Origin of the sequence: Pseudomonas sp. 58 R 12 (assembly GCF_900005865.1) — a bacterium.
GTDB lineage: Bacteria > Pseudomonadota > Gammaproteobacteria > Pseudomonadales > Pseudomonadaceae > Aquipseudomonas > Aquipseudomonas tritici.
Genome location: NZ_CVTP01000024.1, coordinates 1 through 18,575 on the forward strand (window position 1 = coordinate 1; position 18,575 = coordinate 18,575).

Consider the following 18,575-nt stretch of genomic DNA (forward strand, 5'->3'; position numbering starts at 1 on the left):
GGACGCTCCAGGTACCCCCGGGCTACGCCCTCGCCGCCCAGGTACAACTCGCCCGCCACGCCAATGGGTTGCAGGTTGAGTTGCGAGTCCAGAACATAGCCGCTGCGATTGCCCAATAGTGTGCCGATTGGCGCGTAGACGGCGCCGCATGGGTCTCCTTTGCGGGCCTTCCACAGCAACGGCGTGACCACGGTTTCGGTGGGGCCATAGCCATTGAACAGGTAGGTTGGCTTGAGTGCGCGCCAGGCCAGGTCGTAACTGGCTTGGGCGACGGCATCACCGCCGAAGCAGTACACACGAACAGCCGGTGGGTTGCCGTCGCGTTCAGCGTGTTCGGCCAGCTGTTGCAGGTACACCGGCGGGAACACGGCCATGGTCACGTTATGGCGGTGCATTTGTTCGTAGGTGTATTCGGGCAGCCACAGGCTGTCGTCACGGATCAGCACGCTGGCACCGTTGATCAGTGGGTGCATCCAGCCTTCGTGAGAGCCGTCGAAAGCGAATGACATGAAGTGCAGTTCGCAGTCCGCCGGGCTGGTTTCGTAGCGCTCGCCGGTCGCGATAATGTGCGCCACCAATGGGCCGTGGGAGACCGCCACGCCCTTCGGCATGCCCGTGGAGCCGGAGGTGTAGATGACGTACGCCAGGTTGTCGCCGTCCAATTCGACGTGCGGTGCGGTATCGCTGTAATCGCTCCAGTCTTCGGTGCGATCAATCGCCAGGCTATCCAGGCCGTCGGGGATCGGCAGTTGCTGCAAGGCACGGGTGTGCGTCAGCAACAATTGCGCACGGCTGTCTTGCATCATGTACAGCAGGCGATCACGCGGGTATTCGATATCCAGCGGCACGTAGACACCACCGGCTTTCATCACCGCAAGAAACGCCACCATGCTCTCGGCACTGCGCGGCATGGCAATCGCCACGCGCACTTCGGGGCCGACGCCTCGGGCGATCAAGGCATGTGCGAGGCGGTTGGCCTGGCTGTCCAGCTGGCCATAGCTCAGGGTTTGCGCATCGAACTTCACCGCCACCGCATTGGGGTTTTCAGCCGCGCGGTCGGCGAACAGTTCATGGACCAGGCGCGTGGCCGGGAAGCCAGAGTCGGTGCGATCCCACAGTTGGAGAATGTGCTGTTGCTCGTCACGGTCCAGCAGGTTCAACTGACCAATGTTCTGTTGCTGATCGGCAACCATCGCCTGCAAGAGGTTCTGCCAATGCCGCGCCATGCGCTCAATGGTGGCAGCGTCGAACAGGTCAGTGGCGTAGCTCAGCGAGGCGCGCAATGCGTCCTGGGACTCTTCGATATCGAGGGTCAAGTCAAACTGCGCAACCGCCTCATCCCAGCTGACCGGACTGATCTGCAGCTGTTCCAGGCGCCGCAGATGCCCGCCCGCCAGGCTGACATGGTGGTTGAACGCGACCTGGAACAACGGGCTCAAGCTCAGGCTGCGCTCCGGTTGCAGCGCTTCCACCAATTGCTCGAACGGCAAGTCCTGATGAGCCTGGGCTTGCAGCGCACGCTGCTTGACCTGAGCGAGCAACTGGGCAACGGTGGTCTGCCCGTCGATATCGGCCTTGAGCACCTGGGTATTGACGAAGAAACCGATCAGCCGCTCGGTTTCGACCCGGTTACGGTTGGCGATCGGCACACCCACGCGAATATCCTGCTGGCCGCTGTAGCGATGCAACAACGCCTGGTAGGACGCCAGCAACAGCATGAACAACGTCACGCCTTCGCGCTGGGCCAGGGCCTTGAGGCTGTCGAGCAGCGCCGCAGGCAATGGCATGTTCAGCCGTGCCCCGCGATGAGTCGGCACCGCGGGCCGCTGGTGATCGAATGGCAGCTCAAGCACCGGTTGTTCGCCGCCGAGCAGTTCACGCCAATAGTCAAGTTGACGCGCGGTCTCCCCCGCTTCCATCCACTGGCGTTGCCACGCGGCGTAGTCGGCGTACTGGATCGGCAGCGCCGGCAGTTGCAGCGGCTGCCCCCGGCTATAGGCGGTGTAGAGCTGTACCCATTCATCGACCATCACTTGCATCGACCAGCCATCGGAAATGATGTGGTGCTGCACCAGCACCAGCACATGCTCATCCGCGGCCAGGCGCAGCAGGCTGACGCGCATCAGCGGGCCCTGGCGCAAGTCGAACGGCTGGGTGATGCGGGCTTCTACCAACGCCTTCAGGTTCGCCTCATTCGCTTCGGCCAAGCTGATTTCAATGCGTAGTTCAGGGCTGACCACTTGCACCGTACGGTCAGCATCCTGCTGCAAATGAGTACGCAGGCTTTCATGGCGTGCGACCAGGGTGTCGAAAGCGCGCTGCAACGTGATGTGATCCAGTTGCCCCTTGAGGCGTAGTGCGCTGGGCACGTGATAGGCCGCGCTGTGCGGGTCCAGTTGCCAGAGGAACCACTGGCGTTCCTGAGCGTAGGACAGCGCCAATGGCTGGTTGCGCTCGGCCCGCGCTATCGGGCTGGTTTCAACCCTGGCGTCAGTCAACGCCTCCACGAAGCGACCGAGGACCGACTGGTCGAACAGTGCCTTCAACCCGACATCCAGGCCAAGACCATGGCGAGTGCGCGATATGGCTTGGGTGGCTAACAGGGAGTGTCCGCCCAGCTCAAAGAAATGGTCATTCAGGCCGACCTGTTCCACGCCCAATACCTCGGCCCAAATGGCGGCGACCCGGCGTTCCATTTCGGTGTGCGGCGCCACGTATTCACGGGTTTGCACGTCGACCGAAGGCAACGCCTTGCGGTCCAGCTTGCCATTCGGGCTCAGGGGCATCTGTGCCAGCAGCATCCACTGCGCCGGTATCATGTAGTCCGGCAGGTGCTGGGCCAGGTGGGCGCTCAATACATCGCGCCAATCATCACCCGCGTTTTGCAGCACCAGATAGCCCACCAAGGATTGGCCGCCTACCGCCAACACCGCCGTCTCGCGGACCCAGTCGTGCTCCAGCAGGCGCGCTTCGATTTCACCCAGCTCGATGCGCTGGCCGCGCAGCTTGACTTGATGGTCGATACGCCCGGCGTACTCGATCACGCCGTCTTCACGGTAGCGTGCCAGGTCGCCGGTGCGGTACAGGCGTTCGCCTTTGACGAATGGGTGCGCGATAAAGCGCTCGGCCGTGAGTGCCGGCCGACGGTGATAACCACGGGCCAGGCCAATACCGCCCAGGTACAGCTCGCCCAGCACACCGACCGGGACGGGCGCGAAGTTGCTGTCAAGGATGTAGCAACCGAGGTTGGCAATCGGGCGTCCAATCGGTACCGCATCGCAGCCTTCATCGACACATGTCCAGTGGGTCACATCGATGGCCGCTTCGGTCGGACCGTACAGGTTGAAGAGCCTGGCTTCGGGCAGCTTGGCGAAGACTTGCTGCTGGGCATCAATCGGCAGCGCTTCGCCGCTGCACACGAGGCGTTGCAGGCTCTGGCAGCTCGATACCGTCGGATCCTGCAGGAACGCCTGCAACATCGACGGCACAAAGTGCAGCGTGGTGACTTGCGCTTGATTGATCAGGTGGATCAGCCTGGCCGGATCACGGTGATCGCCAGGCGCCGCGACCACCAGGCGCGCGCCGGTCATCAACGGCCAGAAAAACTCCCACACCGACACGTCAAAGCTGAACGGGGTCTTTTGCAACACGCTGTCGCTGGCGTCCAGTGCATAGGCTTCCTGCATCCATTGCAAGCGGTTGGCCAATGCCGAGTGCCGATTACCGGCGCCTTTGGGTTGCCCGGTGGAGCCTGAGGTGTAGATCACATAGGCGAGGTTTTCGCCATCCAGTGCAACGTCTGGATTGGCTTCGCTGTAAGCGTCGAACCCCGCGTCACTCAGTACCAGGCTCTCGACACCGGGCGGAAGCGGCAATTGCTCAAGCAGATGGGCCTGGGTCAACAGCAACTTTACGCCGCTGTCGTCGAGCATGTAGGCCAGGCGCTCACGCGGGTATTCCGGGTCCAGCGGCACATAGGCGCCACCGGCCTTGAGGACGGCGAGCAAGCCCACCACCATGTCGATAGAGCGTTCCACAGCCAGGCCCACCAACACGTCCGGGCCCACCCCCGCTTCGATCAAGCGATGGGCCAGGCGATTGGCGCGGCGGTTCAACTGCGCATAATTCAAACGCTGCTGCGCGAAGACCAGCGCAGGTGCATCCGGCGTGCGCGCGGCCTGCTCTTCGATCAACTGATGCACGCTGCGGTGCAACGGGTAATCGCGCGCAGTGGCATTCCAGTCGTAGACCACGTGTTGGCGCACAGCGTCCGCCAGGGTCGGTAGATCGCCCAGGCGTTGCTCGGCCGCACCGCTCAAACTGTGCAGCAGGTGCTGGTAGTACTCGGCCAGTTGGCGAATCTCGCCCTCGCCGAACAGTTCTGTATCGAAGCTGAATTCGAATTCCAGCGCTGCACCTGCACCCAACAGCACGGTTAATGGATAGTGCGTCTGCTCGATATTTTGCACGTTGCTGAACGCCAGCCCGGCCGGCGCGCCCTGTGCCAATGCCGCAGAGACCGGGTAGTTTTCAACGACCAGGAGGGTGTCGAATAATGCCGTACCGCCCGTGTCGGCCCAGCGCTGGATATCGAACAGCGGTGTGTGTTCGTGCTCGCGCAGGCTCAGGTTCAGTTCTTGCAACTGCTGCAACCATTCGCCGACCCACAGCTGCGGGCTGGGCGTGGCGATGATCGGCAAGGTGTTAATAAACAAGCCGACCTGCTGCTCGATGCCCTGCAACCCCGCTGGCCGACCGGAAACGGTGGCGCCGAAGGCGACCGTGTCCTGGCCGGTCTGACGTTGCAGCAATAGTAGCCAGGCGGCTTGAACCACGGTATTGAGGGTGACCTTGTGCGCCAGGGCAAATGCCCTGAGTTGCGCGGTCTGCGCCTGATCGAGGGCCAGATGCAGCGTGCCTTTGCTCGGCGAAGGATGGGTCGATACGCCACGCGCCAGACGCGTCGGTGTTTGCAGCGCCGCCAATTGGCTTTTCCAGAACACCTCGCTGGCCGCCACATCCTGCGCCTGCAACCAGGCGATATAGTCGCGGTAATGCCCCTGGATCGCCGGCAACGGCTGGCCGGCGTAATGCTGCAAGACTTCGCCAAACAGCTGGGCACGGCTCCAACCGTCCAGCAGGATGTGGTGGTTGGTATAGATCAGATGAAAACGCTCGGCACCGGTACGCACCAGTTTCAGGCTCAGCAGCGGCGCCCGTTCCAGCACAAACCCTTGTGCCCGTGTGGCCTCGCTCAATGCGTCGAGTGCCGCTTGCTGGTCGGGGCGCGCCTGCCAGTCGTATTCGGCGAACGGCAACACGGCATCGCGGTAGACCGCTTGCAACGGCTGCGTCTGCGCGTCCTGCCAGACAAACCCGGTGCGCAGCATGTCATGCCGCGCCAGCACCTGCGCCCAGGCACGTTGGAAACGTGGCACATCCAGGCCCTGGATATCAGCGCGTAATTGGCTGACGTAAATGTCGTCCTGCCCCTGCTGGTACAGGCTGTGAAACAGCATGCCTTGTTGCATGGGCGACAGCGGATACAGGTCCTGCACGCCCCGGCATGGCAAGGCCAAATCGTCCAACTGTGGCTGGGTCAGGCGGGTCAACGGCACGTCGGCGGGGGTCAGGCCGCCCTGTTGCGGGTCGACGCAATGTTCGATCAGCGCCAGCAGCTCCTGCTGGTAGTCATCCACCAGGCGCTGAATGGTCGACACCTCAAACATCTCGCGGCTGAAGCCCCACTGCAGGGCCAATTCACCGCCGTACACCTGCCCTTCCACCGTCAGCCAGTTGGCCAACGGCGCTTCAGGGTCCTGGGCCTGGCCGCTGCCCTGGGTCGCCGGAACGAACAGCGCCGATTCGTTGAACTGGCGGTCGAACTGGCCCAGGTAGTTGAAGGTGATGCGCGGCGCGGCCAGGCCTGACAAGGCCTCGCGGGCGTCAGGCGCGCCAAGGTAGCGCAACAGGCCGTAGCCGATTCCTTTGTGCGGCACGGCGCGCAGCTGCTCCTTCACCGACTTGATCGCACTCGACAGTTCGCCGTCGGCTTGCAGGCGTACGGGAAATAAGCTGGTGAACCAGCCAACCGTGCGGCTCAGGTCGACTGTGTCGAACAGGTCTTCGCGGCCATGCCCTTCCAGTTGGATCAGTGCGGCGGGTTGCTCGCTCCAACGGCTGATGACGCGCGCCAGTGCGGTCAGCAACAGGTCGTTGACCTGGGTACGATAGGCCGCCGGGGCGTCTTGCAGGAGTTGGCGTGTGTGTTCGGCACTGAGGCGGATTTCCAGCTTGCTGCCCAGACGGTTCTGCAGGCCACCCTGAGGGTTGTCGCACGGCAAGTCGGCGCTCGCAGTCTGTGCCTGCCAGTACGGCAGTTGGTCGTCCAGCGTCTGCGCATGGGCCTGCAATTGCTGCGCCCACCGCTGGTAGGCGCTGGTCTTGGGCGGCAGTGCGGCGTTGCGGTAAGCCTGTTGCAAATCTTCAAGCAGGATGCGCCACGACACGCCATCCACCACTAGGTGATGGATCATCAGCAGCAGGCGCTGGGTGCCATCGGCCATCGCGACCAGGACCGCGCGTACCAGTGGTCCGTGTTCAAGATTGAGACTGCGCTGGGCGCTATCGCAAAGTGCGGCCAACTCGGCGTCGTCAGCGACGTTGGCTTGCCACAACTCGGTGGTTGTCACCGGCTCGGCATGGGTTTGCTGCCAGCCTTCGGCCTGTTGCACAAAGCGCAGGCGCAGGGCGTCGTGGTGGTTGATCAACTGGGTCAAGGCCGCTGCAAGGCGCGCGGGCTCCAGGGTTTCGCGCGGGGTCAGCAGCAACGACTGGTTCCAATGCTCACGCGCCGGGATCGCCTGCTCGAAGAAGCTGTGCTGCACAGGAGTGAGGATCACCTCGCCGGTGACTGGCCCTTGTTCGATAACGGTTGCCTGCTCAAAGGCGGCCACCAGCGCCAGGCTGCGCACGCTCTGGTATTGGAACAAATCCCGCGGGCTGAGGCGTATGCCCGCCTGGCGCGCACGGCTGACCACTTGGATGGAGATGATCGAGTCACCGCCCAGTTCGAAGAAGTTGTCTTCCAGGCCGATCTGCGGCGTGCCAAGCACATCACTCCAGATCGCCGCCAAGGCTTTTTGCAGGTCATTTTCCGGCGCGACATAGGCCTGCTGTGGGGTGGCGTCCGGCAATGGCAAGGCTTTGCGGTCAAGCTTGCCGTTGGCAGTCACCGGCAACTTGTCCAGGGGCACCATGTGGGTGGGCACCATGTATTCCGGCAGGCTGCTGAGCAACCAGGCCTTGAGGTCGCGCGGCGCTGCGCCTTCCAACACTAGATAGCCCACCAACTGCTTGCCGCCCTGCACCAGCACGACGGCTTCACGCACCGATGGGTGCTGCATAAGGCGCGCCTCGATTTCACCCAGCTCGATCCGCAGGCCGCGCAACTTGACCTGGTGATCGAGGCGGCCAAGGTATTCGATTACCCCGTCGGCCCGCTGGCGCACGCGGTCGCCGGTGCGGTAAAGGCGTGCGCCTTCACCGAAGGGGCTCGGCACAAAACGCTCGGCGGTGAGCGCCGGCCGCCGATGGTAACTGCGCGCCAGGCCAGTGCCGCCCAAGTACAGCTCGCCGCTGACGCCCGTGGGAACAGGGTTGAGCTGGGCGTCGAGCACGTAGGTGCCGAGGTTGGCGATGGGCCGACCAATGGGCACGCTGTCGGCGCCTTCGTCGACGCAGGTCCAGTGGGTAACGTCGATGGCCGCTTCGGTCGGGCCGTAGAGATTGAACAACCCGGCCTGGGGCAATTTGGCGAACACGTGCAACTGCGCGTCCAGTGGCAAGGCTTCGCCGCTGCAGACGATACGTTGCAGGCTGATGCAAGACTGCACACCTGGCTCATGGATAAACGCTTGGAGCATCGACGGCACGAAGTGCAGCGTAGTGATGCGGTGTTGCCTGATGGTCTCGATCAGACGAGCCGGCTCGCGGTGTTCGCCCGGCATTGCGACTACCAGGCGTGCACCGGTCATCAGCGGCCAGAAGAATTCCCACACCGAGACGTCGAAGCTGAAAGGCGTTTTCTGCAGGACCGCATCGCTGGCGTCCAAGCCATAGGCCTGCTGCATCCAGCACAGCCTATTGACCAGCGCACGATGGCTGTTGCCGGCGCCCTTGGGCTTGCCGGTGGAGCCGGAGGTGTAGATCACGTAGGCTAGGTTCAACGCGTGCAGGCTGACGTTTGGCGATTCAGTACGGTAGCCATCGAGCCAGCCGGCGGGCTGGTCCAGGGCAATCACCTGAATGCCATCGGCAGGCAGCAACGGCAACAGGCTACGCTGGCTGAGCAACAACTGGATGCCGCTGTCCTCGACCATGTAGGCCAGGCGTTCCGGGGGGTATTCGGGGTCCAGCGGGAGGTAGGCGCCACCCGCCTTGAGAATCGCCAGCAGACCGACCACCATTTCGATGGAACGCTCGACGCAAATCCCCACCAGGGCGTCGGGGCCAACGCCCTTCGCGCGCAGGGCATGCGCCAGTTGGTTTGCACGCGCATCCAACTGAGCGTAAGTCAGCGTGGCAGCGCCAAACACCAGCGCCGGCGCATCGGGCGTGGCCCGTACCTGGTCTTCGATCAGGTGATGAATGCCGCGCTCAGTCGGATATGCCTCGTCGGTCCGGTTCCAGGTTTGGATCAACACCTGCTGTTCATGCGCGGCCAGCATCGGCAATTCACCGATGCGCTGCTCACCGTCGCCCACCATGGACTGCAACAGGCTGATCCAGTGCGCGGCCATGCGCTGGATAGACGACGCGTCGAACAGGTCATTGGCGTAGGTCAGCGCGGCGTGCAGTGTGCCGGACTTTTCATAGGTATCGAGGGTCAGGTCGAACTGGGTGGTGCGGCCTTGCCATTCCACCAGCGCCAGCTCCAGGCCGGAGGCGGTGCTGACGCTTGCGATGTCGGCGACCACCGGCTGGTGGTTGTACATCACTTGGAACAGCGGCGTATGGCTCAGGCTGCGCTCGACCTTGAGGGCTTCTACCAGACGCTCGAACGGCAGATCCTGATGGGCCTGCGCACCCAAGGCATGCTCTTTGATGCCTTGCAGCAGTTCATTGATGCGGGTTTGCCCGGTCAATTCGGTGCGCAAGACTTGGGTGTTGACGAAAAAGCCGATCAACCCTTCGACTTCAGTCCGGTTGCGGTTGGCAATGGGCACGCCAACGCGGATGTCGCCTTGCCCGGTGTAGCGATGCAGGAGCACGTTGAAAGCACCGAGCAACAGCATGAACAGGGTGACGTTGTGTTTTTGTGCGCAAGTGCGCAGTTGTGTCGCCAACTGCGGGCCGATTGCGAAGTTATAGCGCGTGCCTTGGTAGCTCGGCATGGCCGGGCGCGGGCGGTCCGTGGGCAGTTCCAGCACCGGATGCTCATCGCCCAGGCGCGCCTGCCAGTAGTCCAGTTGGCGAGCCTGTTCGCCGGCCTCCAACCAGCGGCGTTGCCACAGGGCGTAGTCGCTGTACTGGATCGGCAAGGCCGGCAATTGCGGGGTTTCATCACGCTCATGGGCGTCGTAGCAGCGGATGAACTCATCGATCAGCACGTTCATCGACCAGCCGTCAGAAACGATGTGGTGCAAGGTCAACAGCAATACGTGTTCCTGGGCATCGAGCTTGAGCAATTGCACGCGCAGCAGCGGGCCGTTTTCCAGGTCGAACGGCAGCAGCGATTGACGGGTCGCCGCTTCGTTGACGGCCTGTTCGCGCTCAGCGTGGGCCAGATTGCTCAGATCGAGTTGCTCGACGCTTAACGACGTTTGCGCCGCCACCTGCAACAGGCGCTCATCAGCCTGGCGCTGGAACACCGTGCGCAATGTTTCGTGGCGCGCGACCAAGCTGGCGAATGCCTGCTCAAGTGCGCCCAGGTTCAACGCGCCCGTCAGACGCACCGCACCCGGCAGGTTGTAGGCGCCGCTGGCGGGATCCAATTGCCATAGAAACCACATGCGCTGCTGCGCGTAGGACGGCGCCTGGCGATCCTCCACTGCCACCCCTGCCGGAATCGGAAACCGGGAAAAATCCACGCCTTCTTTCTGCAAGGCCTGCAGGAACAATTGGCGCTTTTCCAGGGGCAACCCGATAAACCGGCGAGCAAGTTTCAAGGAGTCTTCAGCATTCATTTCTTGGAGTCCGGAGCAATAGGCAGGAAGCACAAAGGCACGTCGTCCCTATAAAACGAACCGGAGAGGGAAAAATTAGCGGGGGATGGGCGGCGTGGCGCGAGGTGTCATCAGGGGTTACATCAATCTCAGGAAGACCACACGAACCCGAGCTAGCATTGACGGACCCCACTTTTTGCAACTACATTTAGTTACACGCAGGGAACGCCGTGTCCAAAAATGAAAAGCTGCTCGCCAAACTGCTCAACGAGCACATGGCATTTACCTGGCCCGAACTCGTCACGCTGCTGCGTCGGCTCGGCTACACACAGATTGAAGGGGCTGGAAGCCGCGTCAAATTCGACATCGGTGACCCCAGTGCAATGATCACCTTGCACAAGCCTCACCCTGGTAACGAACTGAAACACTACATTCGGCGCCAGATCATCGAGCAATTGAAATCAGGAGAACTGATTCAGTGAACAACCAACTGAAACACAAAGGCTACATCGGCTCTATTGAAGCCAGCCTCGAAGACAACTGCCTGTTCGGCAAGATTCTGTTCATCAAGGCGTTGGTGAGCTACGAAGGCAAAACCGTCGCCGAGTTGGACGCCGCATTTCGTGAGGCAGTGGACGACTATCTCACCACCTGCCAGACCCTTGGGCATACACCGGAGAAGCCTTGCAAAGGCTCCTTTAATGTCCGGGTCGGCCATGACCTGCACTTGGCGGCGGCCCTGGCGGCGACTCGCAAGAAAGTGACGCTCAATGACCTGACACGCCAGGCACTGAATGAATTTTTACAGCATCACAGTGCAGATACTTGCCCGGCGCTTGGCTGATTACCCCAATCGCCGAGACCCCAACACCGCGGAACCCAGCACCACCGCCCCCGCCACCAATGCGACCCAGAACCCGCTGGTGGCGCCAAAGTGGTCGATCATCCAACCGGAACTGGCGGCGCCGATGGCCACGCCAATGCTGAGGCCGGTGATCAGCCAGGTCATGCCTTCGGTCAGGCGACTGACGGGCACGATCTGCTCTACCAGGGCCATGGCCACGATCAGGGTCGGAGCGAAGAACAGCCCGGAAATAAAGATCGCCACCGCAAGCCCAGGAATGTTGGTCACCAGCAGCAATGGCAAGGTGGTCAACGCCGTAGCCACGCCACAGAACAGGAACTGCCGGGGCAACGGGGCCTTGAGTTTAAGGGTGCCAAACGCCAGCCCTGCCAGGCACGAGCCAATGGCGTATACCGACAGCACAATGCTCGCCGCCGCCGGCTGGCCCTGATGCTGGGCAAAGGCGACGCTGACCACATCCACCACGCCAACGATCACGCCCATGGCCAGCAGCAGGATCATCAGGATCAACACGGAGGGGGAAGCGATCAGCCAACGGCCGTGATGGTCCTGATGCTCATGCACAGGGGGTTCTGTCTCGCGTTGCAACACAAAGGTCGTGACGCCCACCGCCAACAACAGCGCCGCCACCAACGGACCCGCTTCCGGGAACAGCACCACGCTCAGGCCCACCGAAATCGGCGGGCCGACGATGAAGCACACCTCATCCAGCACCGACTCCAGGGCAAAGGCGGTTTGCAGCTTGGGCTGGCCGCGGTACAACTCGGTCCACCGCGCCCGCACCATGGCCGACATGTTTGGCATGCACCCGGCCAAGGCGGCAAACAGGAACAGCATCCAGTTCGGCGCCTGCAAGCGGGTGCACAGCAGCAACAACAGCAGCGCCCCGCCGCCGATCAGCGCGGCAATCGGCAGTACTCGCCCTTGGCTATGGCGGTCCACCAGCCTGGACACCTGCGGCGCGCAAAATGCCGTGGCCAAGGCAAATACCGCCGCCACCGAGCCCGCCAGACCATACCCGCCATGCACCTGCGAGAGCATGGTGATCAAGCCAATGCCTGTCATCGATATCGGCATGCGCGCCAGCATACCCGCCAGCACAAAAGCTCGGGCGCCAGGGACCTGGAACAACTCGGCGTAAGGGTTTGCCATCCTGCTTGACCTCTTCCTGATTGCCCTGGAACTTGCTATCTGCAAGGCTCAAGGCAAAATACATACGGTGCGTATGTGTCAAATCATGCGTAACATACGCAGCGTATGTCAATCTTTCACTTGCCCATTGTGAGTCCTACCATGAGCCGAGCCCGTGCTGAAATGATCGAAGACACCCGCGCCCGGCTGATCGCCAGCGCGCGCCAGGCCTTCGCCTTGCAAGGTTATGCCAACACTTCGATGGATGATTTCACCGCCCGTGCTGGCCTGACCCGCGGTGCGTTGTACCACCACTTTGGTGACAAAAAAGGGCTCTTGGCTGCGGTAGTTGCCCAACTCGACAGCGAGATGGACGCCAGCTTGCAGCGCATTTCGGATGAGGCCGCAGACCCCTGGAGTGGTTTTTGCGAACGCTGCCGCGCCTACTTGCGCATGGCTCAGGAGAATGAAATACAGCGCATTGTGTTGCAGGATGCGCCGGCCGTATTGGGTGATACCGGCTCTCAGCAACAGTGTGTTGAATCATTGCGCCAACTGCTGGAGGCCCTGATGCAGGCCGGTCTCATCCACCAGGCCCCGAGCGTCGCGCTGGCGCAATTGATCAATGGCAGCCTGGTCAACACCGCCCTATGGATCGCCCGCGATGAACACCCCGGCGAGCGACTGGAGCAGGGCTTGCAGGGCCTGGAGCTGTTGCTGCGAGGCCTGTACCTCACACCAGCCGCTTGATCTGCTTATGCCGCCAGACCAACCGGTAATACGCGGCCTGCAATGCCAGCATTGCCAGGTAAGTCACCGGAAACGCCATCCACACCCCTTCCAGGCCGAAGTGGGCATTGAACAGGTAAGCAATCGGCAACTCGACGCAGAGCACGCAGAAGATCGAGATCGCGACCGGCATCAGCACCACGCCACTGGCGCGCATGATCCCGCCGATCACAGCTTGGAAGCCGAATACTAGGATGCTCCACAACATGATGTGCAGCAGGTGTTCGGCGTTGATCCGTGCCGCGTCGTCGGTGATGAACAGGCCGAGTAACCAGTGGGACAGCACATAACCCAGCACAATCAGGCCGCCGGTGAGGCAGGTGTTGATCAACAAGCCCGTGCGCAGGATCGGCCCAATGCGTTCCAGGCGCCCGGCGCCAATGGCCTGCGCACCGAGGATTGATGCGGTGATGGCAATCGACAGTGCCGGAAACTGCACATAGTTGACGATTTGCGTCACCGCGCCATACGCCGCGGTGGCCTGGGAGCCATGACCGTTAACCAGGGCGAGAATGACCAATTCTGACAGCGACAGCACCACCATCTGTAAGCCGGTAGGCAGGCCTATGCGCAGGACCTTTCCTAAAATCACGCGGTCCAGGCGTAAGGCCGCGAGCAGTTCGCGATCCGGCGCCATCACATGGTTTTTATGGCGCAGCCGCAAGATCAAAAACAGCATTGCCAGGGCGTTGCCTACCAGTCCGGCATATACCGCGCTCTGGATACCCATGGGCGGCAAGCCGATCCAGCCGCGAATCAGCGCCGGGGTCAGCAGCAGGCCGACCAGGGTCGAGACCATCAGTGCCAGCAGCGGCGAGATCGTATCGCTGACGCCACGCAGCAATTGGGTGTAGAGAATGAACACCAGCAGCAACGGCATGATCAGCATCATTTTCTGGGCATAACCGACCGCATCGTCGAGCACATCAATCGGCGTGCCCAACGCCTGCAAGGCCGAGCGCGCAAACAGGCTGCCCAGCACTGCGGCGATCATACCTACCAGCGCCCCCAGGGTCAGGGTGGCGCCGGTAATCGCCTTGACCATCCCTGTTTCCTGGGCGCCCCAGGCCTGGCCGATCAACACCGAGGCACCCGCCCCCAGGCCAATCACCAGGGCGATAAAGAAAAACACGATGGGAAACATCCCCGACACCGCTGCCAGCGCCTGGGTGCCGAGCATTTGACCGACGTAGATACCATTGAGGGTGCCGGAAAAGCTTTGCAGGAAGTTGGACAGCACCATCGGTGCCAGAAAGATCAGGTAGATCTGCCAGAGCGGACGTTGCAAGGGGCTTTGCATGAAAAACGGGGCCTCGGATAACTAAAGCGTCCGAAGGTTATACCGTAAGTGGATCCCATCAGTTAAGGGACGGGATTCTGAACATGACCTTTGTAGTGGCCGGGCGTGCCCTAATGCAGTCAGTTTAGAAGTCGGAAGAGCGGCAAAACTCCCCCGCCACAGGTACATCTTCGCCCTTGACTGACTGGCATTAGGGCACGCCCGCTCACTACAAAAATACCGTCGTCTCAAACCCCGTGCTTTTTTGTGGCCGCCGTGGGGCAGTTGTTCACTCTGGCTCAGGCCGGCGCGTGCCCGTTATTGAGTATGTAGTCGATGTTAGCCATATCGAAACGATTGTCCTCGTAGCCCACCCCGCCCTGGCTGTTAGTCCCAATATCCAGCTCGCGCAACAGTCCTGGACGCTTGAGCAGCTCAGCCGCAAGTTGCTGTGCTTCGGGGCTGAACATTCGATTCGACGGAATAACTCCAGCAGCCTCCTTCAACTCATTGACGTTAATGTAGTCGTCGTTTGTGCCAGCGGTGAACTGCCTGAAGTTATCCTTTATGCCCTGAATCAGGTCGTGGTTATCCATATTCCGGTACTTGTCCGACGAGTAGGCCAGGTTATCCCTGGAGAACGCCCCATCAAGAACGCCCGTGCCGCTTTGATCAAGTTCCTTGAACACCTCACCGCGCTCAAGCAGCTCATTGGCCAACGCCATCTCGGCTCTCGTGGCGGGCCGACCATCCAAGTGATAACCGCTGGCAACCGCAGTGAGTGATTTGTCGGTGATCAAACCCGGGGAGTTTGGATCTTCAAATGAACTGAAACGCGCCAGTATCTTGTTGAGAAGATCTTGCTTGCTGTCGTTCGCATAAGGACGCTGCCCCGACGCTGACATCGAGCCATCCCATTGGTTTTCATTAGCGTAGTGCGGTGCAGACATGATTGGCTGTTGCCAATCAGCCTGAGGTGCATATTGGTTTTCGAGGCGCTGGCGCTGCATGGCGCCGCTGTACCGCCCTGGAAATTCCCGCATGGGAGGTGCTTCTTGCTGATCGATGTGAGCAACGGTCCGGTCCACGTCGCCCTTGCTGATCAACCCATCTGATGAACCGCCATGGTTGATTCCGTCAAGCATGGCGTTCAATTCAGGCCGTTGGAGAATCTCCCTTGCCAAAAACGTCATCTGATCATGAAACGGATTTCCGGTCAGTGGGCGGTTAGCCGCGTTCTGAAGGGATTTCTGCGTCACAAACCCGCTGTCAGCACTCTGGAAGTAATCGAAGTTTCTAGCGAAGTCCCGCGCAACCACTGAGTTGGGTGCACGCCAACCAGCATTATCAGAGGTAGCCTTGGGTTGCTCGCAGCGAGGGCTGAAATCACCGCAATAAGGTGTTTCCTGACGAAGATTTACATAGGACATAGCAAGACCTCAGATACTGGAATCGATAACTGCCAACCCCAACCGACTGGGCGCTGGATCAACATTCCATCTGTGGTCATGAGCGGAAAAACAGTTCCCGCGGACGGCTGGGGAGCGATTTTCACCGGTAGGAAGCATGACTGTTCGCTGACCCACCGCTATCCCAGGCACGCCAGCGCCCACGGTGGATCTTAGTCGTTTGGGGAACGATCACGCGGGGGTGATAGGCAGCGAGCGTTTGTGTGCTGTCTTGCTGTACGCCCCCTCGACAATCGACCTCACGTGCTCACTCACCGGTTCGCCCATCAGGTAGGCATCGATCTCTGCATACGTGCAGCCGTAGGCGTGTTCATCCAGTTTGCCCGGCGCCAGCTCTTCGAGATCGGCGGTGGGATGTTTATGCACCAGGTTGTCCGGCGCGCCGAGGGCGCTGGCCAGTAAGCGCACTTGGGTTTTGGTCAGGCCCGACAGCGGTGCCAGATCACAAGCACCGTCGCCGAATTTGGTGAAAAAACCCATCAGTGCTTCGGCGCCGTGGTCGGTGCCGACCACCAGGCCGTTGTGCAGATTGGCTACAGCGTACTGGGCAATCATCCGTGTGCGCGCCTTGACGTTGCCTTTGATGAAGTCAACTTGGCTGGCGTTGGCTTCGGTAGCGGTCAGGCTGGCCATCAGGCCGTCGACACTGGCGGCGATGTTCAGCGTTTCGGTGTGGTCCGGGGTGATGAAATCCAGGGAGGCCTGGGCGTCGCTTTCGTCTGCCTGAGTTTTATAGGGCAGGCGCATGGCGACAAAGCGTGAGACGTAGCCCTCGGCCCGCAACTGCTCGACTGCCAGTTGGCACAGGCGGCCGGCGGTGAGGGAATCGACGCCGCCACTGATGCCCAGCACCAGGGCCTTGCAGCCGGAGCTGCGCAAGGTGGTCTTGATGAAGTCGATGCGCCGTTGAATTTCCTTGGCTTCACCGCCCTTGACCAGTTGCCGATTGATATTCAGTTCCTGCGCGATACGATTTTGCATGTCACACCTCCACGCTGCCGACATTGAACACCTTTGCCGCGTACTGCAAAAACGAGGGGTCTTCGCAGACATTCTTGATCGGGTCATCCGAGAACTTCACCACCGGCTCACCGTGCACCCGCACCAGTTTCATCACGATGCTCAGCGGTTCGACGCCTTCCACATCGCAGGCCAGGCTGGTGCCCATGCCGAAACCGAACTTGGCCTTGCCGCGCACGTGGCGCAATATCGGCAAGCATTTTTCGAAGTTCAGGCCATCGGAAAACATCAGGTCCTTGGTCATCGGGTCGATGCCCAGTTGCTTGTAGCGGGCCAGGACTTTGTCGGCCCAGACGATGGGGTCGCCGGAGTCCTGGCGCAGCCCGTCATACAGTTTGGCGAAGTACAGGTCAAAATCCTTGAGGAAAAAGTCGGTGCTGATGGTGTCGGTCAAGGCAATACCCAAGCGGCCGCGGTATTCACGCACCCAGTTTTCCAGGCCGGCGTTCTGGCTTTCGCGCAGCCGGCCCAGTTGCTGGTGCACCATCATCCACTGGTGGGCCATGGTGCCGATCAGCGGCAGGTCGAATTCGTAGGCCAGGTGCGCGTTGCTGGTGCCGACGAACTGGCCGGGGAAGTCGCGGCGCATGATGTCGACCACTTCGCGCTGGGCCTTGAACGACAGGCGCCGGCGGGTGGAAAAATCGGAGACGCGCAAGTCGGCCAACTCGTCGCGGCTGAGGTTTTTCTCCAGCCAGTCGAACTTCTGGTAGAGCTTACGGGTGATGTCTTCCAGGGTCACGTCGGGGTATTTATCGCGGTTGCGCAGCTCGCTGACCAGCGCCAGTACCGGTTGCTCGAACATGATGCAATGCAGCATCGGGCCGACCACGCGGATGTTGAGTTGGCCGTCGACCTCACTGACGTGGATATAACGCAGGTTGAAGCGGAACAGGCCGAGAAAGCGCTCGTAATCCGGCGTGAGGTACTCACGAAAACGCGGGTTGAACAAGAAGCGCAGCTCGCCCTCACGCATCTGCAGGCCGGCGAGCTTCTCCAGCTCGTCGCGCAGTTGCGGGATCAAGTGGCCGAGCTTTTCCTTGGACCGGACGATGAAGTTGTATTCCACATCGACATTGGGGTGCTGGTGCAACACCGCCTGCATCATGGTGAAGGTGTAGTAGTCGGTGTCGAGCAAACCCTGGATCACCGGGGATTCGTAGTCGTATGCACTTTCCATGGTGTGTCTCCTTAACGCGCGGCCATCGCGGCCAGTTCTTCGCGGGTGCTGCTGATGACGGCACCGGCTTCGAGCAACGCATTGACGGCCTGTACGCCGCCCTCCTCGGTAATACCCCGGCACGCCGGCAGGTGCAGGACCACTTCCAGGCCGGCCTTGAGCAGTTGCAACGCGGTGGTCTTGACGCAGTAGTCCAAGGCCAGGCCGCCGACGATCACACGCCTGACGCCTCTGGCGTTCAGGTACTCGATCACGCCGGTGGACAGCTTGTCGTGCAGGTCGTGGTAGCAGGCGCCGTAGGGGTGCAGGTCGGGTTCGACGCCTTTCCAGATGAAGTAATCGTAGTCATACGGGGTGGGCAGCTCGTCGAGCAAGGTAAAGCCTTCGGTGCCGGGAACGCAGTGGCTCACCCACGTCACATCGGCATGGGCCAGGCCGGTGGGCCGCAGCATCTCGCTGTGCTGGGTGACCACCCAGGGCGCGTGCGGGGTGTGGGCGTCCTTGCTGCCGACACGGTGGCCGGCGAGGCTCGCCATGAAGTTGAGCTCGGCACCGATCTGGTCGCCGCCGGCCACCGGTAACTCATCGGGGCACAGCGGCGTGAAGCTCTTCTGGGCGTCGACGTCGAATGAAGCAATGGCAGTTTTCGCGAGGGTCATGGCAGCTCTCCTGTGGC

Annotated in this window: 10 protein-coding genes; 3 read left to right on the top strand and 7 right to left on the bottom strand. The window is 61.3% G+C overall.

All coding sequences use genetic code 11. The features are described from left to right. Positions 1 to 10,187: non-ribosomal peptide synthetase (locus BFP95_RS20870; protein ID WP_065910636.1), on the bottom strand; the 10,187-nt coding region annotated here is incomplete at its 3' end. 209 nt (positions 10,188 to 10,396) lie between these two features. On the opposite strand from BFP95_RS20870, the gene BFP95_RS20875 reads away from it, so the two are divergent. Continuing rightward, complete coding sequence (locus BFP95_RS20875; protein WP_038846635.1) at positions 10,397 to 10,648, top strand: type II toxin-antitoxin system HicA family toxin; 252 nt, start codon at positions 10,397 to 10,399, stop codon at positions 10,646 to 10,648. After that, entirely contained in the window at positions 10,645 to 11,010 is a 366-nt protein-coding gene (locus BFP95_RS20880; protein WP_065876155.1) for a type II toxin-antitoxin system HicB family antitoxin, read from the top strand. Before BFP95_RS20875 ends, BFP95_RS20880 begins: the two co-directional genes overlap by 4 nt. Here the strand turns inward: BFP95_RS20880 and BFP95_RS20885 are convergent, their stop codons facing one another. Continuing rightward, complete coding sequence (locus tag BFP95_RS20885; protein WP_065910637.1) at positions 11,011 to 12,183, bottom strand: MFS transporter; 1,173 nt, start codon at positions 12,181 to 12,183, stop codon at positions 11,011 to 11,013. Positions 12,184 to 12,324: 141 nt separating this feature from the next. Between BFP95_RS20885 and BFP95_RS20890 the strand changes: the two genes are divergently transcribed. Next, complete coding sequence (locus BFP95_RS20890; protein WP_065876157.1) at positions 12,325 to 12,912, top strand: TetR/AcrR family transcriptional regulator; 588 nt, start codon at positions 12,325 to 12,327, stop codon at positions 12,910 to 12,912. Here the strand turns inward: BFP95_RS20890 and BFP95_RS20895 are convergent. The 5 genes from BFP95_RS20895 to BFP95_RS20915 form a co-directional block, all read right to left on the bottom strand. Next, positions 12,896 to 14,251 (bottom strand): MATE family efflux transporter, encoded by a 1,356-nt coding sequence (locus tag BFP95_RS20895; protein WP_065876158.1) that lies wholly within the window; start codon positions 14,249 to 14,251, stop codon positions 12,896 to 12,898. The two genes, BFP95_RS20890 and BFP95_RS20895, sit on opposite strands and share 17 nt — an antisense overlap. A gap of 278 nt (positions 14,252 to 14,529) precedes the next feature. Then, entirely contained in the window at positions 14,530 to 15,660 is a 1,131-nt protein-coding gene (locus BFP95_RS29830; protein WP_175403071.1) for a hypothetical protein, read from the bottom strand. A gap of 210 nt (positions 15,661 to 15,870) precedes the next feature. Beyond that, a complete protein-coding gene (gene nadE, locus BFP95_RS20905) occupies positions 15,871 to 16,680 on the bottom strand; it encodes an ammonia-dependent NAD(+) synthetase (protein WP_065910638.1) in 810 nt (269 codons plus the stop codon). A gap of 1 nt (position 16,681) precedes the next feature. Next, positions 16,682 to 17,899 (bottom strand): nicotinate phosphoribosyltransferase, encoded by a 1,218-nt coding sequence (pncB, locus tag BFP95_RS20910; protein ID WP_065881362.1) that lies wholly within the window; start codon positions 17,897 to 17,899, stop codon positions 16,682 to 16,684. Between the two features lie 11 nt (positions 17,900 to 17,910). Beyond that, positions 17,911 to 18,558, bottom strand: coding sequence for a nicotinamidase (locus tag BFP95_RS20915; protein ID WP_065910639.1), 648 nt, complete (start codon positions 18,556 to 18,558; stop codon positions 17,911 to 17,913). Positions 18,559 to 18,575: the final 17 nt, after the last annotated feature.